The 13732-nt window shown below is 66.9% G+C and carries 13 protein-coding genes; 10 read left to right on the top strand and 3 right to left on the bottom strand.

Annotated features, from left to right (window positions below):
* The first annotated feature begins 75 nt into the window (after positions 1-75).
* The 3 genes from M1D55_RS24215 to M1D55_RS24205 all read left to right on the top strand — a co-directional run bounded on the left by M1D55_RS24215 (position 76) and on the right by M1D55_RS24205 (position 4772).
* Entirely contained in the window at positions 76-1170 is a 1095-nt protein-coding gene (locus M1D55_RS24215) for a homocysteine S-methyltransferase family protein (RefSeq protein WP_023263508.1), read from the top strand.
* Positions 1171-1270: 100 nt separating this feature from the next.
* Positions 1271-4018 (top strand): methionine synthase, encoded by a 2748-nt coding sequence (gene metH / locus M1D55_RS24210; protein WP_082928413.1) that lies wholly within the window; start codon positions 1271-1273, stop codon positions 4016-4018.
* Positions 4019-4268: 250 nt separating this feature from the next.
* On the top strand, positions 4269-4772 hold the full coding sequence (locus tag M1D55_RS24205) for a hypothetical protein (protein WP_023263509.1): 504 nt from the start codon (positions 4269-4271) through the stop codon (positions 4770-4772).
* A gap of 113 nt (positions 4773-4885) precedes the next feature.
* Here M1D55_RS24205 and M1D55_RS24200 read toward each other — a convergent pair whose 3' ends face one another.
* Positions 4886-7711, bottom strand: a complete 2826-nt coding sequence (locus M1D55_RS24200; protein WP_456282023.1) for a pentapeptide repeat-containing protein — start codon at positions 7709-7711, stop codon at positions 4886-4888.
* Between the two features lie 364 nt (positions 7712-8075).
* Here M1D55_RS24200 and M1D55_RS24195 point away from each other — a divergent pair, with 364 nt between their 5' ends.
* The 3 genes from M1D55_RS24195 to M1D55_RS24185 all read left to right on the top strand — a co-directional run bounded on the left by M1D55_RS24195 (position 8076) and on the right by M1D55_RS24185 (position 9491).
* Complete coding sequence (locus tag M1D55_RS24195; protein ID WP_006579377.1) at positions 8076-8708, top strand: response regulator; 633 nt, start codon at positions 8076-8078, stop codon at positions 8706-8708.
* Between the two features lie 96 nt (positions 8709-8804).
* Positions 8805-9212: a response regulator gene (locus M1D55_RS24190; RefSeq protein WP_023263511.1), complete on the top strand. Its 408-nt coding sequence runs from the start codon at positions 8805-8807 to the stop codon at positions 9210-9212.
* A 135-nt stretch (positions 9213-9347) separates the two neighbouring features.
* Positions 9348-9491 carry an entericidin A/B family lipoprotein gene (locus M1D55_RS24185; RefSeq protein WP_006579379.1) on the top strand — a complete coding sequence of 48 codons (144 nt, stop codon included), beginning with the start codon at positions 9348-9350 and terminating at the stop codon, positions 9489-9491.
* Positions 9492-9539: 48 nt separating this feature from the next.
* On the opposite strand, the gene M1D55_RS24180 is transcribed toward M1D55_RS24185, so the two are convergent.
* On the bottom strand, positions 9540-11063 hold the full coding sequence (locus M1D55_RS24180) for a CHASE3 domain-containing protein (protein ID WP_456282022.1): 1524 nt from the start codon (positions 11061-11063) through the stop codon (positions 9540-9542).
* A gap of 272 nt (positions 11064-11335) precedes the next feature.
* On the opposite strand from M1D55_RS24180, the gene M1D55_RS24175 reads away from it, so the two are divergent.
* The 4 genes from M1D55_RS24175 (at position 11336) to M1D55_RS24160 (ending at position 13064) form a co-directional block, all read left to right on the top strand.
* Positions 11336-11509, top strand: coding sequence for a DUF1328 family protein (locus M1D55_RS24175; RefSeq protein WP_006579617.1), 174 nt, complete (start codon positions 11336-11338; stop codon positions 11507-11509).
* A gap of 81 nt (positions 11510-11590) precedes the next feature.
* Complete coding sequence (locus M1D55_RS24170) at positions 11591-11758, top strand: DUF1328 domain-containing protein (protein ID WP_006579618.1); 168 nt, start codon at positions 11591-11593, stop codon at positions 11756-11758.
* A 142-nt stretch (positions 11759-11900) separates the two neighbouring features.
* Complete coding sequence (locus tag M1D55_RS24165) at positions 11901-12362, top strand: glycine zipper domain-containing protein (protein WP_023264146.1); 462 nt, start codon at positions 11901-11903, stop codon at positions 12360-12362.
* Between the two features lie 108 nt (positions 12363-12470).
* Positions 12471-13064: a ferritin-like domain-containing protein gene (locus tag M1D55_RS24160; RefSeq protein ID WP_006579440.1), complete on the top strand. Its 594-nt coding sequence runs from the start codon at positions 12471-12473 to the stop codon at positions 13062-13064.
* A gap of 207 nt (positions 13065-13271) precedes the next feature.
* On the opposite strand, the gene M1D55_RS24155 is transcribed toward M1D55_RS24160, so the two are convergent.
* Complete coding sequence (locus tag M1D55_RS24155) at positions 13272-13604, bottom strand: DUF1840 domain-containing protein (protein ID WP_456282021.1); 333 nt, start codon at positions 13602-13604, stop codon at positions 13272-13274.
* Between the last annotated feature and the right edge of the window lie 128 nt (positions 13605-13732).

Here is a 13732-nt window from a genome sequence, read left to right as displayed (position 1 = left end):
GATAAAATCGACCACTTTTCCAGCATCACCGAGGCCAGTGAAGCCATGAGCGCTGCAACCATTGAATCGTCCGGCATGGCATCCGCCAATGCATCGGGCTCGCAGGCAGGCCCGCAGGCCGGTCCCCCGGCGCGGCCGTACACCCGCGCCGCGCAACTGCCGCGGCTGCTGCGCGAGCGCATCCTGATCCTGGACGGCGCGATGGGCACCATGATCCAGCGCTACAAGCTCGGCGAGGCCGAATACCGCGGCGAGCGTTTCGCCGCGCATCCGGTCGACGTCAAGGGCAACAACGAGCTGCTGCTGCTGACCCGCCCGGCGGTGATCCGCGAAATCCACGAGCAGTACCTGGCCGCCGGCGCCGACATCATCGAGACCAATACCTTCGGCGCGACGCGCGTCGCGCAGGAGGACTACAAGATGGCGGACCTGGCCTACGAGATGAACGTGGCCGCGGCCCGGCTCGCGCGCGAGGCCTGCGATCGCTACAGTACGCCCGACAAGCCGCGCTTCGTCGCCGGCGCCTTCGGCCCGACGCCGAAGACCGCCAGCATCTCGCCGGACGTCAACGACCCGGGCGCGCGCAACGTCAGCTTCGAGGAGCTGCGCGATTCGTACTACGAGCAGGGCAAGGGTTTGCTCGAAGGCGGCGCCGACGTGTTCCTGGTCGAGACCATCTTCGACACGCTGAACGCGAAGGCCGCGCTGTTCGCGATCGACCAGCTGTTCGAGGACACCGGCGAACGGCTGCCGGTGATGATTTCGGGCACCGTCACCGACGCCTCGGGCCGCATCCTGTCGGGCCAGACCGTCGAGGCCTTCTGGAACAGCCTGCGCCACGCGCGCCCGATCACGTTCGGCCTGAATTGCGCGCTGGGCGCGACGCTGATGCGGCCGTACATCGCCGAGCTGGCCAAGCTGTGCGATACCGCGATCTCGTGCTACCCGAACGCGGGCCTGCCGAACCCGATGAGCGATACCGGCTTCGACGAGACGCCGGACGTCACCTCGTCGCTGGTCGACGAGTTTGCCGCCTCGGGGCTCGTCAACCTGGTCGGCGGCTGCTGCGGCACCACGCCCGAGCATATCGCCGCGATCGCACAGCGCGTCGCCAACCGCAAGCCGCGCGCCTGGCCCGGCCAGTACCGCGACGAAGCGGCCGCGGCCTGACCGGCATCCCGGTCGTCCCGCCGCCCACGCCTTACCGGCGCGCCGCCGAACGCAACCGTTGCCGGCGCGCCGCGCATCCGATCCCGAACCTGAGTCCGCCATGTCTACCGATACCCGTCCCGCTCGTCCGATGCGCCTGTCCGGCCTGGAGCCGTTCACGCTTGGCGAGGGCAGCCTGTTCGTCAACGTCGGGGAACGCACCAACGTCACCGGCTCCAAGGCCTTCGCCCGGATGATCCTGAACGGCCAGTTCGACGAGGCGCTGGCGGTCGCGCGCCAGCAGGTCGAGAACGGCGCGCAGATCATCGACGTCAACATGGACGAGGCGATGCTCGACTCCAGGGCCGCGATGGTGCGCTTCCTGAATCTGATCGCGTCCGAGCCCGATATCGCGCGCGTGCCGATCATGATCGATTCGTCCAAGTGGGAGGTGATCGAGGCCGGCCTGCAATGCGTGCAGGGCAAGGCCGTGGTCAACTCGATCTCGCTGAAGGAAGGCGAGGAGCAATTCCGTCACCACGCCACGCTGATCCGCCGCTACGGCGCGGCCACCGTGGTGATGGCCTTCGACGAGCAGGGCCAGGCCGATACGTTCGCGCGCAAGACCGAGATCTGCAAGCGCAGCTACGACATCCTGGTCAATGAGGTCGGCTTCCCGCCCGAGGACATCATCTTCGACCCGAACATCTTCGCGGTCGCGACCGGCATCGAGGAACACAACAACTACGCGGTCGACTTCATCGAGGCGACCCGCTGGATCAAGCAGAACCTGCCGTACGCCAAGGTCAGCGGCGGCGTGTCGAACGTCTCGTTCTCGTTCCGCGGCAACGACGTCGTGCGCGAGGCGATCCACACGGTGTTCCTCTATCACGCGATCGCGGCCGGCATGGACATGGGCATCGTCAACGCCGGCCAGCTCGGCGTCTACGACCAGCTCGACGCCGAGCTGCGCGAGCGCGTCGAGGACGTGGTGCTGAACCGCCGTGCCGACGCGACCGACCGCCTGCTCGAGATCGCGGACCGCTACAAGGGCGGCGGCGCGAAGCGCGAGGAGAACCTCGAATGGCGCGGCACGCCGGAGAAGCCGGTGCCGGTGGCCGACCGCCTCGCGCATGCGCTGGTGCACGGCATCACCACCTTCATCGTCGAGGACACCGAGGAGGCGCGCCAGCAGATCGCCGCGCGCGGCGGCCGCCCGATCGAGGTGATCGAGGGCCCGCTGATGGACGGCATGAACATCGTCGGCGACCTGTTCGGCGCCGGCAAGATGTTCCTGCCGCAGGTGGTCAAGAGCGCGCGCGTGATGAAGCAGGCGGTGGCGCATCTGCTGCCCTTCATCGAAGAGGAGAAGCGCCTGCTGGCCGAGGCCGGCGGCGACGTGCGCGCGCGCGGCAAGATCGTGATCGCCACGGTCAAGGGCGACGTGCACGACATCGGCAAGAACATCGTGTCGGTGGTGCTCCAGTGCAACAACTTCGAGGTCGTCAACATGGGCGTGATGGTCCCGTGCAACGAGATCCTCGCCAAGGCCAAGGTCGAGGGCGCCGACATCATCGGCCTGTCCGGACTGATCACGCCGTCGCTCGAGGAAATGGCCTACGTCGCCTCCGAGATGCAGCGCGACGACTATTTCCGCGTCAAGAAGATTCCGCTGCTGATCGGCGGCGCGACCACCTCGCGCGTGCACACCGCGGTCAAGATCGCGCCGAACTACGAAGGGCCGGTGGTCTACGTGCCCGATGCCTCGCGCTCGGTCAGCGTGGCCTCGAGCCTGCTGTCCGACGAGGGCGCGACGCGCTATCTGGACGAGCTGCGCGCCGACTACGAGCGCATCCGCACGCAGCACGCGAACAAGAAGGCCGTGCCGATGGTGACGCTGGCCGAGGCGCGCAAGAACAAGACGCCGGTCGACTGGAGCGGCTACGTGCCGCCGAAACCGAAATTCATCGGCCGCCGCGTGTTCCGCAACTACGACCTGGCGGAACTGGCCAACTACATCGACTGGGCGCCGTTCTTCCAGACCTGGGACCTGGCCGGCAAATTCCCGGCGATCCTGAACGACGAGATCGTCGGCGAATCGGCGCGCCGGGTGTTCTCCGACGGCAAGGCGATGCTGGCGCGGCTGATCCAGGGCCGCTGGCTGACCGCCAACGGCGTGATCGCGCTGCTGCCGGCCAATACCGTCAACGACGACGACATCGAAATCTACACCGACGAGAGCCGCAGCCAGGTCGCGCTGACCTGGCACAACCTGCGCCAGCAGAGCGAGCGGCCGGTGGTCGACGGCGTGCGCCGGCCGAACCGGTGCCTGGCCGACTTCGTCGCGCCGAAGGACAGCGGCATCGCCGACTATGTCGGTCTGTTCGCGGTGACCGCCGGCATCGGCGTCGACAAGAAGGAAGCCCAGTTCGAGGCCGACCATGACGACTACAGCGCGATCATGCTGAAGGCGCTCGCCGATCGTCTCGCCGAGGCCTTCGCCGAATGCCTGCACGCGCGCGTTCGCCGCGACCTGTGGGGCTACGCCGCCGATGAATCGCTCGACAACGAACAGCTGATCGCGGAAGCCTATCGCGGCATCCGGCCCGCGCCCGGTTATCCCGCCTGCCCGGAGCACACGGTCAAGGGCCCGATGTTCCAGGTCCTCGATGCCGGCGAGATCGGCATGGGCTTGACCGACGCGCTGGCGATGACGCCGGCGGCCTCGGTCAGCGGCTTCTATCTGGCACATCCCGAAGCGACCTACTTCTCGGTCGGCAAGATCGGGCAGGACCAGCTGGAAGACATGGTGGCGCGCCGGCACGAAGACCGGACCGCGCTCGAGCGCGCGCTCGCGCCGAACCTGTAACGGTGTGCGAAGCCGCGCGGCCACGGCAGGCGCCGTCGGCGCGCGGCGCCACGCCGCAAGTCGTTGACGGGACTGGCGAAAGCCGCCATCGCGAGCGTGCCGCGGCCGGTGTGCCCGCTCACGACTCCTTACAGCGCATTACATCTCCTCACAGCATCGCGGTGGGGTGCTCCCTAGACTGAGGTCTCGCTCTCCAGGCGACAACCCGCGGCGAAAGCCTCGCCGCACAGTCATTCGAAAGGAGTACTCCATGAAGAAACTGCTGATCTCGCTGTCCGCCCTGTCGATCGCCGCCGCCTCGTCGCTGGCCATGGCGCAAGGTACGCAAGCCGGTGCGACCGGCGGCGCCGCCGGCTCGCTGACCGCGCCGACGGCAACGGCTCCGTCGGCCGGCGCCAACGCCGGCGTGAACGCGGGCGCTGAAGTCGCAGGAAGCCGCGCGAACATGGATACCGGCGTCAAGGCGGGCCTGAACGACAAGGCCGGCGAAATCGACGACACCCGCAAGAGCGCCAAGGACCGTGCGGCCACCGCCGGCAGCAAGGCCAAGTCGAAGGCCCACGACGCGCACGGCAAGACCAAGAGCAAGGCCAAGGACACGGTCGGCGCGGTGGAAGGCACCGCCGACAAGACGGTCGGCGCCGTTGGCGATACGGTCAGCGGCACCGCCGGCAAGGTGGGCGGCCTGGTCGGTGGCGCGACTGGCGGCACCTCGGCCACGGTCGGCGCGGGCGCGTCGGCCAAGGTTCAGTAAGTTCGCTGGATCCAGTAGATTCAGTAGAGGGATCGCCCGCGAGCAAGCGGGCCAGCGCGGCGTCGAATCGCCGCGCTGCCGGGGGGCGGAGGATCGAGGATCTCCGCCCTTTTTTATTGTTGCCTTGCGCGTGCCAACACGTTGCGCAGATGAGGGCGCCACTTCGATGGCCACACGGTATCGAAGACCTCCATTTCGCGCGTGTTGTCGGTCTGTTTCAAGGACAAGTCGAGCAGCATGTGCGTGGACAGCTCGTCGGTACATCTGTCCGAAAGCAGCCGCTCGATGTAGTTGCGGCGCACGGAGGCCATGGACGCGTCGATGCGGATGGCCGCATTGCCCAACGCCGCCGCATAGCGCCTCAGCGCAAACGGGCCATCATTGCTGGTGCCCAGGAATGCGTCGGAAGACAGCCGGGCCAGCACGGCGGCAACACACCACAGGAAATGCGATTGGCATGCCGGGTCCTCGCGATGGGACGGCATGGTGTCGAGCAGCGCCTCCAGATGGGCGGGGGTCGGTTGGACATCCTTTCCCTCGCCGATCAGCACCTCGTTGGAACGATACGCCAGCGCCTGCTGGTGTTCATGATCGACAAGCCGTCGGACGGCGTGGTTGTCCGCGATTGCCGACCGGAAATCGGTCAGGTATTCACTGCCAAATGGCAGGACGGCAAGAAGCCCGTCATGCCATTGGTGCGACCGATTAGCTCCGGCGTAGGCGTTGTGCAGCAATGGGCAGGCGGCCAGATCCTTCCCGATGTCCGCAACGCCGCCAACGTCATAGCGTTGCGCGCCGGTGTTCCCCGGCTCGGCAACCGCGGTCAGCCGGAGCATCGATTGCCAGGTCGGGGGCAGCGCCCCCTGACTTGACGACACGCCACTCTGCTCGAGCGACTCGCCGCGAATCAGGCAACCATAATATTCCGGCGCCACCAGCAGCGCATATTGGCCTGCATCGCCGACGATCGGGAAGAACGTTTCGCCCTCGTCTTTCTCGAGCCGGGCCACCGTATCGGCGAGGGCGGGCGGCAATGTCGCGCGGTACGCGTCCATCAGCGCGGTCTTTCGTTGCGCCACCGATGCCGGCGCATCGGGCCGCGCGGCGAGAAAGACGAGCTGCATCACCAGCCCCGCGTGCTTGCGCGCCCAGGCAGCCCGGTTGCCCTCGCCCAGCGAGCCGATGGCGTCGTGCATCAATCCCGGCAGCAATGGGGCCGTTTCCGGCCACGCCAGCGGGCGGGAGTCGGCCGATCGTTCGGCTTCCCAATAGAGGCGCCGCAGGACCTGCCGCGCCGCCTCGGCTTCGTACTGCGGATGCTCCAGCAGCCAGTTGCGCAACGCGGCGCAACGCCGCACGTCGTCCCGGCAGCCGCAGGCGAGTTGGAACAGATACTCCGAGATCGTACGCCGGGCGCGCGGAGACGGCGGCAGATCCCGCAACGGCGCGCCTGTTGTCAATTGCGCCAACGCTTCGTCGACGTCGCGGATCCGAATGGAAAAGTCGCTGCTCGCCTGCAGCGACAGTGTCAGCAGACACTTGCCATCGCCGACGTCGACGCGACTGAATCGTGCCCCCTCGACGGCGGCCCCGCCGAAGTCGGCGCCGCCAAGACCGGCTTCATTGAAGTGCGCATTGTGCAAGGTGGCGTGGTGAAAGGTCGTGCCCGCGAGGTCGACATTGTCGAAGCGCGCATCCGGCAGACAGGCGTAGCCGAACTCCGCGTTGGTCACCTTGGCACGGACGAAAATCGGCGTGGTGCCGTAGCAGGCCGTCAGCGCCGCGCCATCCATCTGCGCCCCCGCAAAAAGCGCGAACGACACGATAGCCCTCGACAGATTGGCGTGTTCGAGCCGTGCCTCGCGCAGCGTCGTGCCGATCAGACTGGCTTCGGTCATGTTCGCCTGCGACAGGTCCGCCCCGGGCAGCGCGGCCCTGGACAGGCGTGCCTTCGCCAGATTGGCGTGGCGCAGGTTGGCGCGGGCCATGCGCGCATCCTCCAGATCGGCGTTCGCCAGATTGGCGCCGGACAGGTCGGCGGACGCGAGCGTGGCACCGCCTAGCAGCGCGCCCTCCAGGTCGGCGTCAGCCAGGAGCGCGCCGCTCAGATCCAGTTTCGTCAGGTCGGCGCGGGCCAGTTTTGCGCCTCGCAGATCGGGGACCGTGCTAGGCGCGACACGCCTGGCGACTTCGGTCGCCCGCAGCGCGGCCTCGACCCGCGCACGGCCGGCGGCCGGAGACGGCGAGTCGGCCGATGCGCCGTCGCCCGCATGGCAGGTGCGCAACGCGCGCGTCAGCAGCTGTTCGATCGTTCGAACCGGCGGCGGCGACGAATTGCGAAACAGGTTGCGCAGCGCCTGCAGCAGCCGCGCCAGCGGCGTCGTCGGCTGCCCGATCGGCACCAGGCTTGCGGTGGCGTCGGCCATGCCCCGTTTGCCGGGCTCCACGTGCACGTAGTAGTCCTGGCCGTGATAGCGCAGCTTCGCCCCGTCCTTGCATTTCGCCAGGAACTCCTTGAACGGCAGCATGTTCAGATCGCGGCTGATGGCGAAGGCGCGGCACAGTTCGACCAGATGGCGATCGCTGGTGAAGCGGTGCACGCGGTCCGCCAGTTGCGCGTGGCGATTGGCCAGCCGCGTCGCCAGCATGGCGGCTTGGGCCTGCCGGCTCGCTTCCGCTGCCGGGGTCATGGCGCGCTCGCCGCTCCCCGATCGCGCCAGCGCCTGCACGACGTAGCGCGGCTTGTCCGCTGCGTTGTCCAGTCGGACGCTGAAGGCCTGCTTGCCTATCATCAGGTTTCCACCGAGGCGCAGCGCGCTCATCGTCGTCGCATCGAGATGGCTGACGTCGCGCACACTCTTGCAGCGCAGGGTCGCGGCGGTGGGCGCGAGGCGGGGCGAAGGCGCGGCAGGTGCCGGCGGGTGGGCGGGCACTGCCATGGAAGTGGTCTGGGCGGGCATGTGGTAAAGGAGTGGGATTGCCGGGGAGGGATGGCGGGAGCAGGGATTGGAGCGCGCTCCCCGGGAGGCTGCGAGATTGCCATCGGAAAACGCGGCACCGATATCAAAAAAATCCCCGGTTTGAACACCTGCTGACTCTGTTCCGCGAGATATGCCGGGCCAGTCATGCCGCCCGCCGCGATATGTCGTTTGGAAAGAAACGCCGTCGTGCCGGGCGCCATTGGCACGCCACATTGTCAGCCTGACACCGACATTCCCGGTGCTTTGTAATGACTACAATGCAACAGGCCAAACACAGCCTGGCCCCGGCGTCCGGGCAATACCATCGCAGGGGGGAAACTTCATGATTCGCGTCCTGATCGCCGACGATCACCAGATCGTCCGTGCCGGTCTGCGCCAGTTCATTTCCGACGAACCGGATATTCGCGTCGAAGGCGAGGCGGCCAGCGGCGACGAAGTGATGGCGCGGCTGCGCGAAACCGAGTTCGACGTGGTGGTGCTCGACATCTCGATGCCCGACCGCAACGGCATCGACGTGCTCAAGCTGATCCGCCAGCGGCATCCCGACCTGCCGGTGCTGATCCTGTCGACCTATCCCGAGGACCAGTACGCGATCAATCTGATCCGCGCCGGCGCGTCCGGCTATCTGACCAAGGAAAGCGCGCCCGACGATCTGGTCAAGGCGATCCGCACCGTCGCGCAGGGCCGGCGCTATGTCAGCCCGACCGTGGCCGAACTGCTGATCGGCGGGCTGGAGAAGCCGACCGACCAGCCGCTGCACCAGACCTTGTCGAAACGGGAATTCCAGATCTTCTGCAAGCTCTCGCGCGGGCAGTCCGTTTCGGTGATCGCCGACGAGCTGTTCCTCAGCGTCAAGACGGTCAGCACCTACCGCTCGCGCATCCTGGAAAAGATGGGCATGAAGACCAATGCCGATCTGACCTATTACGCGATCAAGAACGGCCTGGTCGAATAGACGGCAAGCCGTTCGTCCCGCAACAAAGGGGCCGGCGGCGGTGCTGTAGGACGGACCCGGATACCTGGCCCCTGGCCCCATTGCTACCATCGAACCATGTTGGATCAAGCCGCGGCAACTCCCTACCGTACGCTGCGGGTCTTACTGATCGAGGACTCGGCGGTCCTGCGGAGCATGTTGCTGGAGTACTTGAACGCATTCTCCTTCGTCGAGACCGTCGATTGGGCGGATACCGAAAGCACTGCCATCCGCCTGTTCGAAAGCGGCAGGTATGAGGTCGTCATCGTCGACCTGCAATTGCGACAGGGCAACGGTATCAACGTGCTGCGGGCGATCCAGAAGGCGCAGGCGCCGGGCATCCGGATCGTCTACACCAATCATGCGCAGGTGCCTACCTACCGGCGTCAGTGCGCCGAAGCGGGGGCCGACTATTTTTTCGACAAGTCGCTCGAGCTCGAACAGGTATTCCGCGTGATCGAGGAATACGCGCAGGCACCGTCCTGAGTTCGGCCGAATGGCTTGAGGCTGGCGGCCGGCGACGACGACTCGTGCTGAGCTCCATGGACCGATCCTTGAGCAGCAAATTTTTTTTCCGTCGCGGCAACGCGCCGCACCCCTCGCCAAGCAAAGGAGATCGTCATGAAAAAGCTGATCGCGCTGTTCGCACTTGCCGGTGTCACGCTGATTACGGGTTGCAACACCATCGCCGGTGCCGGCAAGGACATCGAAAGGGGCGGCGAGAAGATGCAGGGCTCGGCGGAGGAAACCAAACGCAAGATGTAATGCGTCCCGGCGCAGCCATCGAAAAGGAGCCTTTCCAGGCTCCTTTTTTCATGCGCCGTGGCCGTGCTGCGGCGCTCCGGTGGGGCGGGCCGGCGACGGCTCGGTGCCGGGGGCGGCCGGCCGCGGCGGCGTCGCTTCCGCCTGCGCCGGCGCCGCCATCGGCAGTTCGTGCGGCAGCGGCGCGTCGTCCTCGTCCAGCGACGGCGGCGGGGCCACCACGGCGTCGGTCAGCGGCACCTCGACACGGATCGTGACGCCTGCCCCGGGCGTCGAATCGATCTGCAGGGTGCCGCCCAGCGCGATCACGCGCTGCTCCATGCCGAGCAGGCCATGGTGGCCCGAGGTGCGGCGCGTCTCGATATCGGCCGGCAGGCCGCGGCCGTTGTCGCTGACCTTCAGCAGCAGATGATCGTCGGTGCGGGTCAGCGCGACCGACACGCGGCTCGCTTCCGCGTACTTGGTCGCGTTGGTCAGCGACTCCTGCACGATGCGGTACAGCGCGATAGCGGCGGCATCGCGCAGCGGCGGCACCGACGGATCGAGTTCGACCTCGGTCTGCCAGTGGTTGCGCGTGCCGACTTCCTCGACCAGCTGGGCGATCGCTTCCTTCAGGCCGAGGTTCAGCAGCACGGTGGGGCGCAGGTCCTCGATCAGCCGGCGCTTGATCTGGATGCCCTGGTCCACATGCAGCATCACGCGCGTGATCTTTTCCTGGATCTCGGGATAGTCGTTCTGCAGGCGCCGGCGGATCCAGTGCATGTCGAGCTTGGTGGCGGTCAGGATCGCGCCGAGTTCGTCGTGCAGCTCGCGCGCCAGCCGCGTCTTCTCATCCTCGGTGACGCGCTGCAGGTGCGAGGCCAGCGCCGACAACTGGCGCGTGCGCGCGCGCACCATGCGGTCCAGCCGCGCGCTTTCCTCCTCGAGCTCGCTGCGCGCGGCCTCCGACACCGCCAGCCGGCGCGAATGCTGGAAGCCGACGATGACCAGCAGCACGATGTTGATCGCGGTCAGCAGGCCGATGCCGTAGCGCGACAGGTTGATGTCGCGGTCGGCGTTCTCGAGATTGCGCGACACCGACGCGGCGGAGCGCGCGCGCAGCGTCTCCAGGCCGAGCCGCGCCTTCTCCATCGTCTGCTTGCCGAAGTCGGTGCGGATCAGATCGAGCGCGACCTCGACATCGCGCTTGCCGTAGATCAGCGTCAGCTCCATTTCCGTCAGCTTGCGGCTGATCAGCAGCGACGCCTCGCCGAACTGCTTCAACGCCTCGGGGTCGTCGGCGAAGCGGTTGCGGATGTCGTTCATCAGCGTGTTGATGCGCGGGATCGCGCGATGGTACGGCTCCAGATAGCTTTCCTTGCCGGTCAGCAGGTAGCCGCGCTGGCCCGCCTCGGCGTTGACCAGTTCGGCCAGCAGCGCGCTGATGTCGCTCTGCACGTTCTGCGAGCGGATGACTTGCGAATACCCCTGGCGCAGCCGGATATTGCCGGCCTCCGAGGCGATCAGCACGACCACCGTGAGCAGGATGCCACCCGCGAGCAGCACGGTGGACCGCAACGACGATAGCTTCAACATGATGGAATTTCCTGGATTGCGCGCTCGCGGTCGCGCGCGGTGACTGCGCCGATGGAATCACAACGGTTGCGCCCGGTCAACCGATCCACGGACCCGCCCGGAGGCTTCGCAAGGCGGTGCTTCGCACGAGACCTGGCGCCGCGCCGGAGCTGTAGGAAACCGCTGACAGGGGAATCGGTGCAAGGTCGGTGCCTCGCCGAAGTGGCGATTCCTACCATGCTTGCATGGCCTGGCGCACCGAAGCACCGAGCCGCGAGAACAGGAGAAACACCATGCTGAAATGGGCGCTGATCTTTGCCGTGATTTCCATCGTCGCGGGACTGCTCGGTTTCACCGGCATCGCGGCGGGCGCGGCGGGCATCGCCAAGGTCCTGTTCTTCCTGTTCCTGATTCTGTTCGTGCTGTTCCTGGTGCTTGGGGTAACGATCTTCAAGTCGGTCAAATGACGGCCTACCCGACGATCCACCGCTCGCGTTTTCACGCGCCGTTGTGCTGAGGCAGTTCGATCCATCTAGGGGAGTTTCACCATGCTTTACTACGCACTGGTCTTTTTCATCATCGCCCTGGTCGCCGCCGTGTTCGGCTTTGGCGGCATCGCTGCCGGCGCGGTCGAGATCGCGAAGATCCTGTTCTTCATCTTCCTGGTAGTGGCGCTGGTGACCTTCGTCATGAGCCTGGTCCGCAAAGGCCGATGAACGGTCGATGAGCGGCCGATGAACGGGCCGACGATGGCCCGTCGATCGTCGGCCGGCCCTGCGCCAGGTCGCCTGCATTGCGTCGGCCAAGCGCGGCGCGTCGCGCCGCGCGTTGGCCGACGCGCGTCTTAAGGAGAGTCCCATGCTGACCCACAATCCGAAGGTGAAGAAGGAAGTCCGCCATCTTGCCGATTGCGCCAGCGATACGGTGCGCCAGCTGCGCCATGCCGCCCGCGATACCAGCGGCGCCGCGCGCGAGGCCGCCACGCCGGTGGTGGATGAGGTGAGGGGACTGATCTCGGCACTGGAACACACGATCGAGGTGCTGGCGCGCGAAGGCTCGTCCGAGGCCGCGCAGGCCAGCCGCCGGCTGCAGACGCGGGCGCGCATGCTGGCCGACCAGGCACGCGAGGCCACGATGCAGAGCGCGGGACGTGCGCGCGAGCGCGTCGACCAGGCCGTCGTCGGCGTGCAGCATCGCGTCGCCGAGTCTCCGTTCCGCGCCATCGCGATCGCCGCGGCTGTCGGTGCGATCGCCGCGCTGCTGCTGGTGGGCGGCAGCAGCCGCCGCCGCAGCGAGGACGGCCACTACGACGGCAACTGAGGGCCAACCCGGCGACGCAAGCCGAGCCGCGGCAACCAGCGACGGCAACGGAGGCAACGCACCTCCGGCCCGAACCCCACAAAGCAACCTGACAGGAGAACCGCACACATGGACACCCAGACCACGGGCGCCGCCTCTTCCCGCACCGATGCCTCCTCCGCCGGCAAGGGGCCGACCCAGGGCTTTCTGTCGGATGTCGCCACCATCCGCGCACGTGCCCGCAAACATATCGAGGACGGCGCGGTCACCGAAAACTACGACGCGGACCGTGCGACCGTGCTCAAGCTGCTGAACGAGGCGCTGGCCACCGAGCTGGTCTGCGTGCTGCGCTATCGGCGCCACCACTTCATGGCCAAGGGCATCCACGCCGAGCCGATCGCGGCCGAGTTCAAGGTCCATGCCGATGAAGAGCAGGCGCACGCCGACCGCATCGCCGCGCGCATCGTGCAGCTGGGCGGCGAGCCGGATTTTTCGCCCGACGGTCTGTCGGCGCGCAGCCATTCGGAATATGTCGCGCCCAACGGGCTGACCGACATGATCCGCGAGAACCTGATCGCCGAACGGATCGCGATCGAGAGCTATCGCGAGATGATCCAGTACATGGGCGAGCGCGACCCGACCACGCGGCGCATCCTCGAGGAGATCCTCGCGGTCGAGGAGGAGCACGCCGACGAACTGGCCGACATGCTGAGCAAGGAATAGCGGTCGCGCTCAGAGGTGGCGCATGCCGCCATCAAGAATGTCGCCGGCGCTGCCGATGTCGCCATCGGCGGCGCCGGACAAGGAATTGCGGTGCCTCCCCCGACGCCGCAATATCGCAGTACCCCCCTTCGGATCCCCCCTGGTCCGGTGCCCGGTCCGCCCCCAGCGGCCGGGCTGTTTTTTTGGAGGGGGAACGCCTGACTTGCGTCAGACGCCCCACAACACGTCGCAGCCCTCGCGCTGCGAGGCCCGCAGCATGTCCAGGAAGGGATAGGCGCGCTGTCCCAGGTGCAGCGGCTCTTCTTCGTCGTCGTAGTCGTCGCCCTTGCCGCGCTGTTCCTCGGGCAGCTGGCTCTGCGCCGGGGACTGCTTTGCCTGCATCACCGCGGCCTCGAGCCGGTGGATCGCGCGCGGCAGCTCTTCCTTGGTGATCACCCCGCGCTCGCCGACGTGCTTGCCGATGATGCCGAGCAACGTGACGGCGAGATCGTTCATCATGATCAGGTCTTGCGCCGCGTGGGATTTGAAGGTGATCAGCATGGTGGTTCCTTGTCAGCCATGTTGGGATGGTAGCCGTCCTGCTCCGGCGTGCCGGAGCCGGCCGACTGGCTCCTGCGGATGATGTCAGCATAGCACCTGATAAAATCCGCGTTCTGCAATCGATTGCC

Source organism: Cupriavidus sp. JZ107 (genome assembly GCF_053903255.1).
This window is presented reverse-complemented; position numbering and strand designations above follow the sequence as displayed.

Bases quoted from the DNA above. Each gene is read 5' to 3' on its own strand.
- M1D55_RS24215 (WP_023263508.1), top strand. From the start codon at position 76: ATGGCATCCGCCAATGCATCGGGCTCGCAGGCAGGCCCGCAGGCCGGT.
- metH (WP_082928413.1), top strand. From the start codon at position 1,271: ATGTCTACCGATACCCGTCCCGCTCGTCCGATGCGCCTGTCCGGCCTG.
- M1D55_RS24205 (WP_023263509.1), top strand. From the start codon at position 4,269: ATGAAGAAACTGCTGATCTCGCTGTCCGCCCTGTCGATCGCCGCCGCC.
- M1D55_RS24200 (WP_456282023.1), bottom strand. From the start codon at position 7,711: ATGGCAGTGCCCGCCCACCCGCCGGCACCTGCCGCGCCTTCGCCCCGC.
- M1D55_RS24195 (WP_006579377.1), top strand. From the start codon at position 8,076: ATGATTCGCGTCCTGATCGCCGACGATCACCAGATCGTCCGTGCCGGT.
- M1D55_RS24190 (WP_023263511.1), top strand. From the start codon at position 8,805: ATGTTGGATCAAGCCGCGGCAACTCCCTACCGTACGCTGCGGGTCTTA.
- M1D55_RS24185 (WP_006579379.1), top strand. From the start codon at position 9,348: ATGAAAAAGCTGATCGCGCTGTTCGCACTTGCCGGTGTCACGCTGATT.
- M1D55_RS24180 (WP_456282022.1), bottom strand. From the start codon at position 11,063: ATGTTGAAGCTATCGTCGTTGCGGTCCACCGTGCTGCTCGCGGGTGGC.
- M1D55_RS24175 (WP_006579617.1), top strand. From the start codon at position 11,336: ATGCTGAAATGGGCGCTGATCTTTGCCGTGATTTCCATCGTCGCGGGA.
- M1D55_RS24170 (WP_006579618.1), top strand. From the start codon at position 11,591: ATGCTTTACTACGCACTGGTCTTTTTCATCATCGCCCTGGTCGCCGCC.
- M1D55_RS24165 (WP_023264146.1), top strand. From the start codon at position 11,901: ATGCTGACCCACAATCCGAAGGTGAAGAAGGAAGTCCGCCATCTTGCC.
- M1D55_RS24160 (WP_006579440.1), top strand. From the start codon at position 12,471: ATGGACACCCAGACCACGGGCGCCGCCTCTTCCCGCACCGATGCCTCC.
- M1D55_RS24155 (WP_456282021.1), bottom strand. From the start codon at position 13,604: ATGCTGATCACCTTCAAATCCCACGCGGCGCAAGACCTGATCATGATG.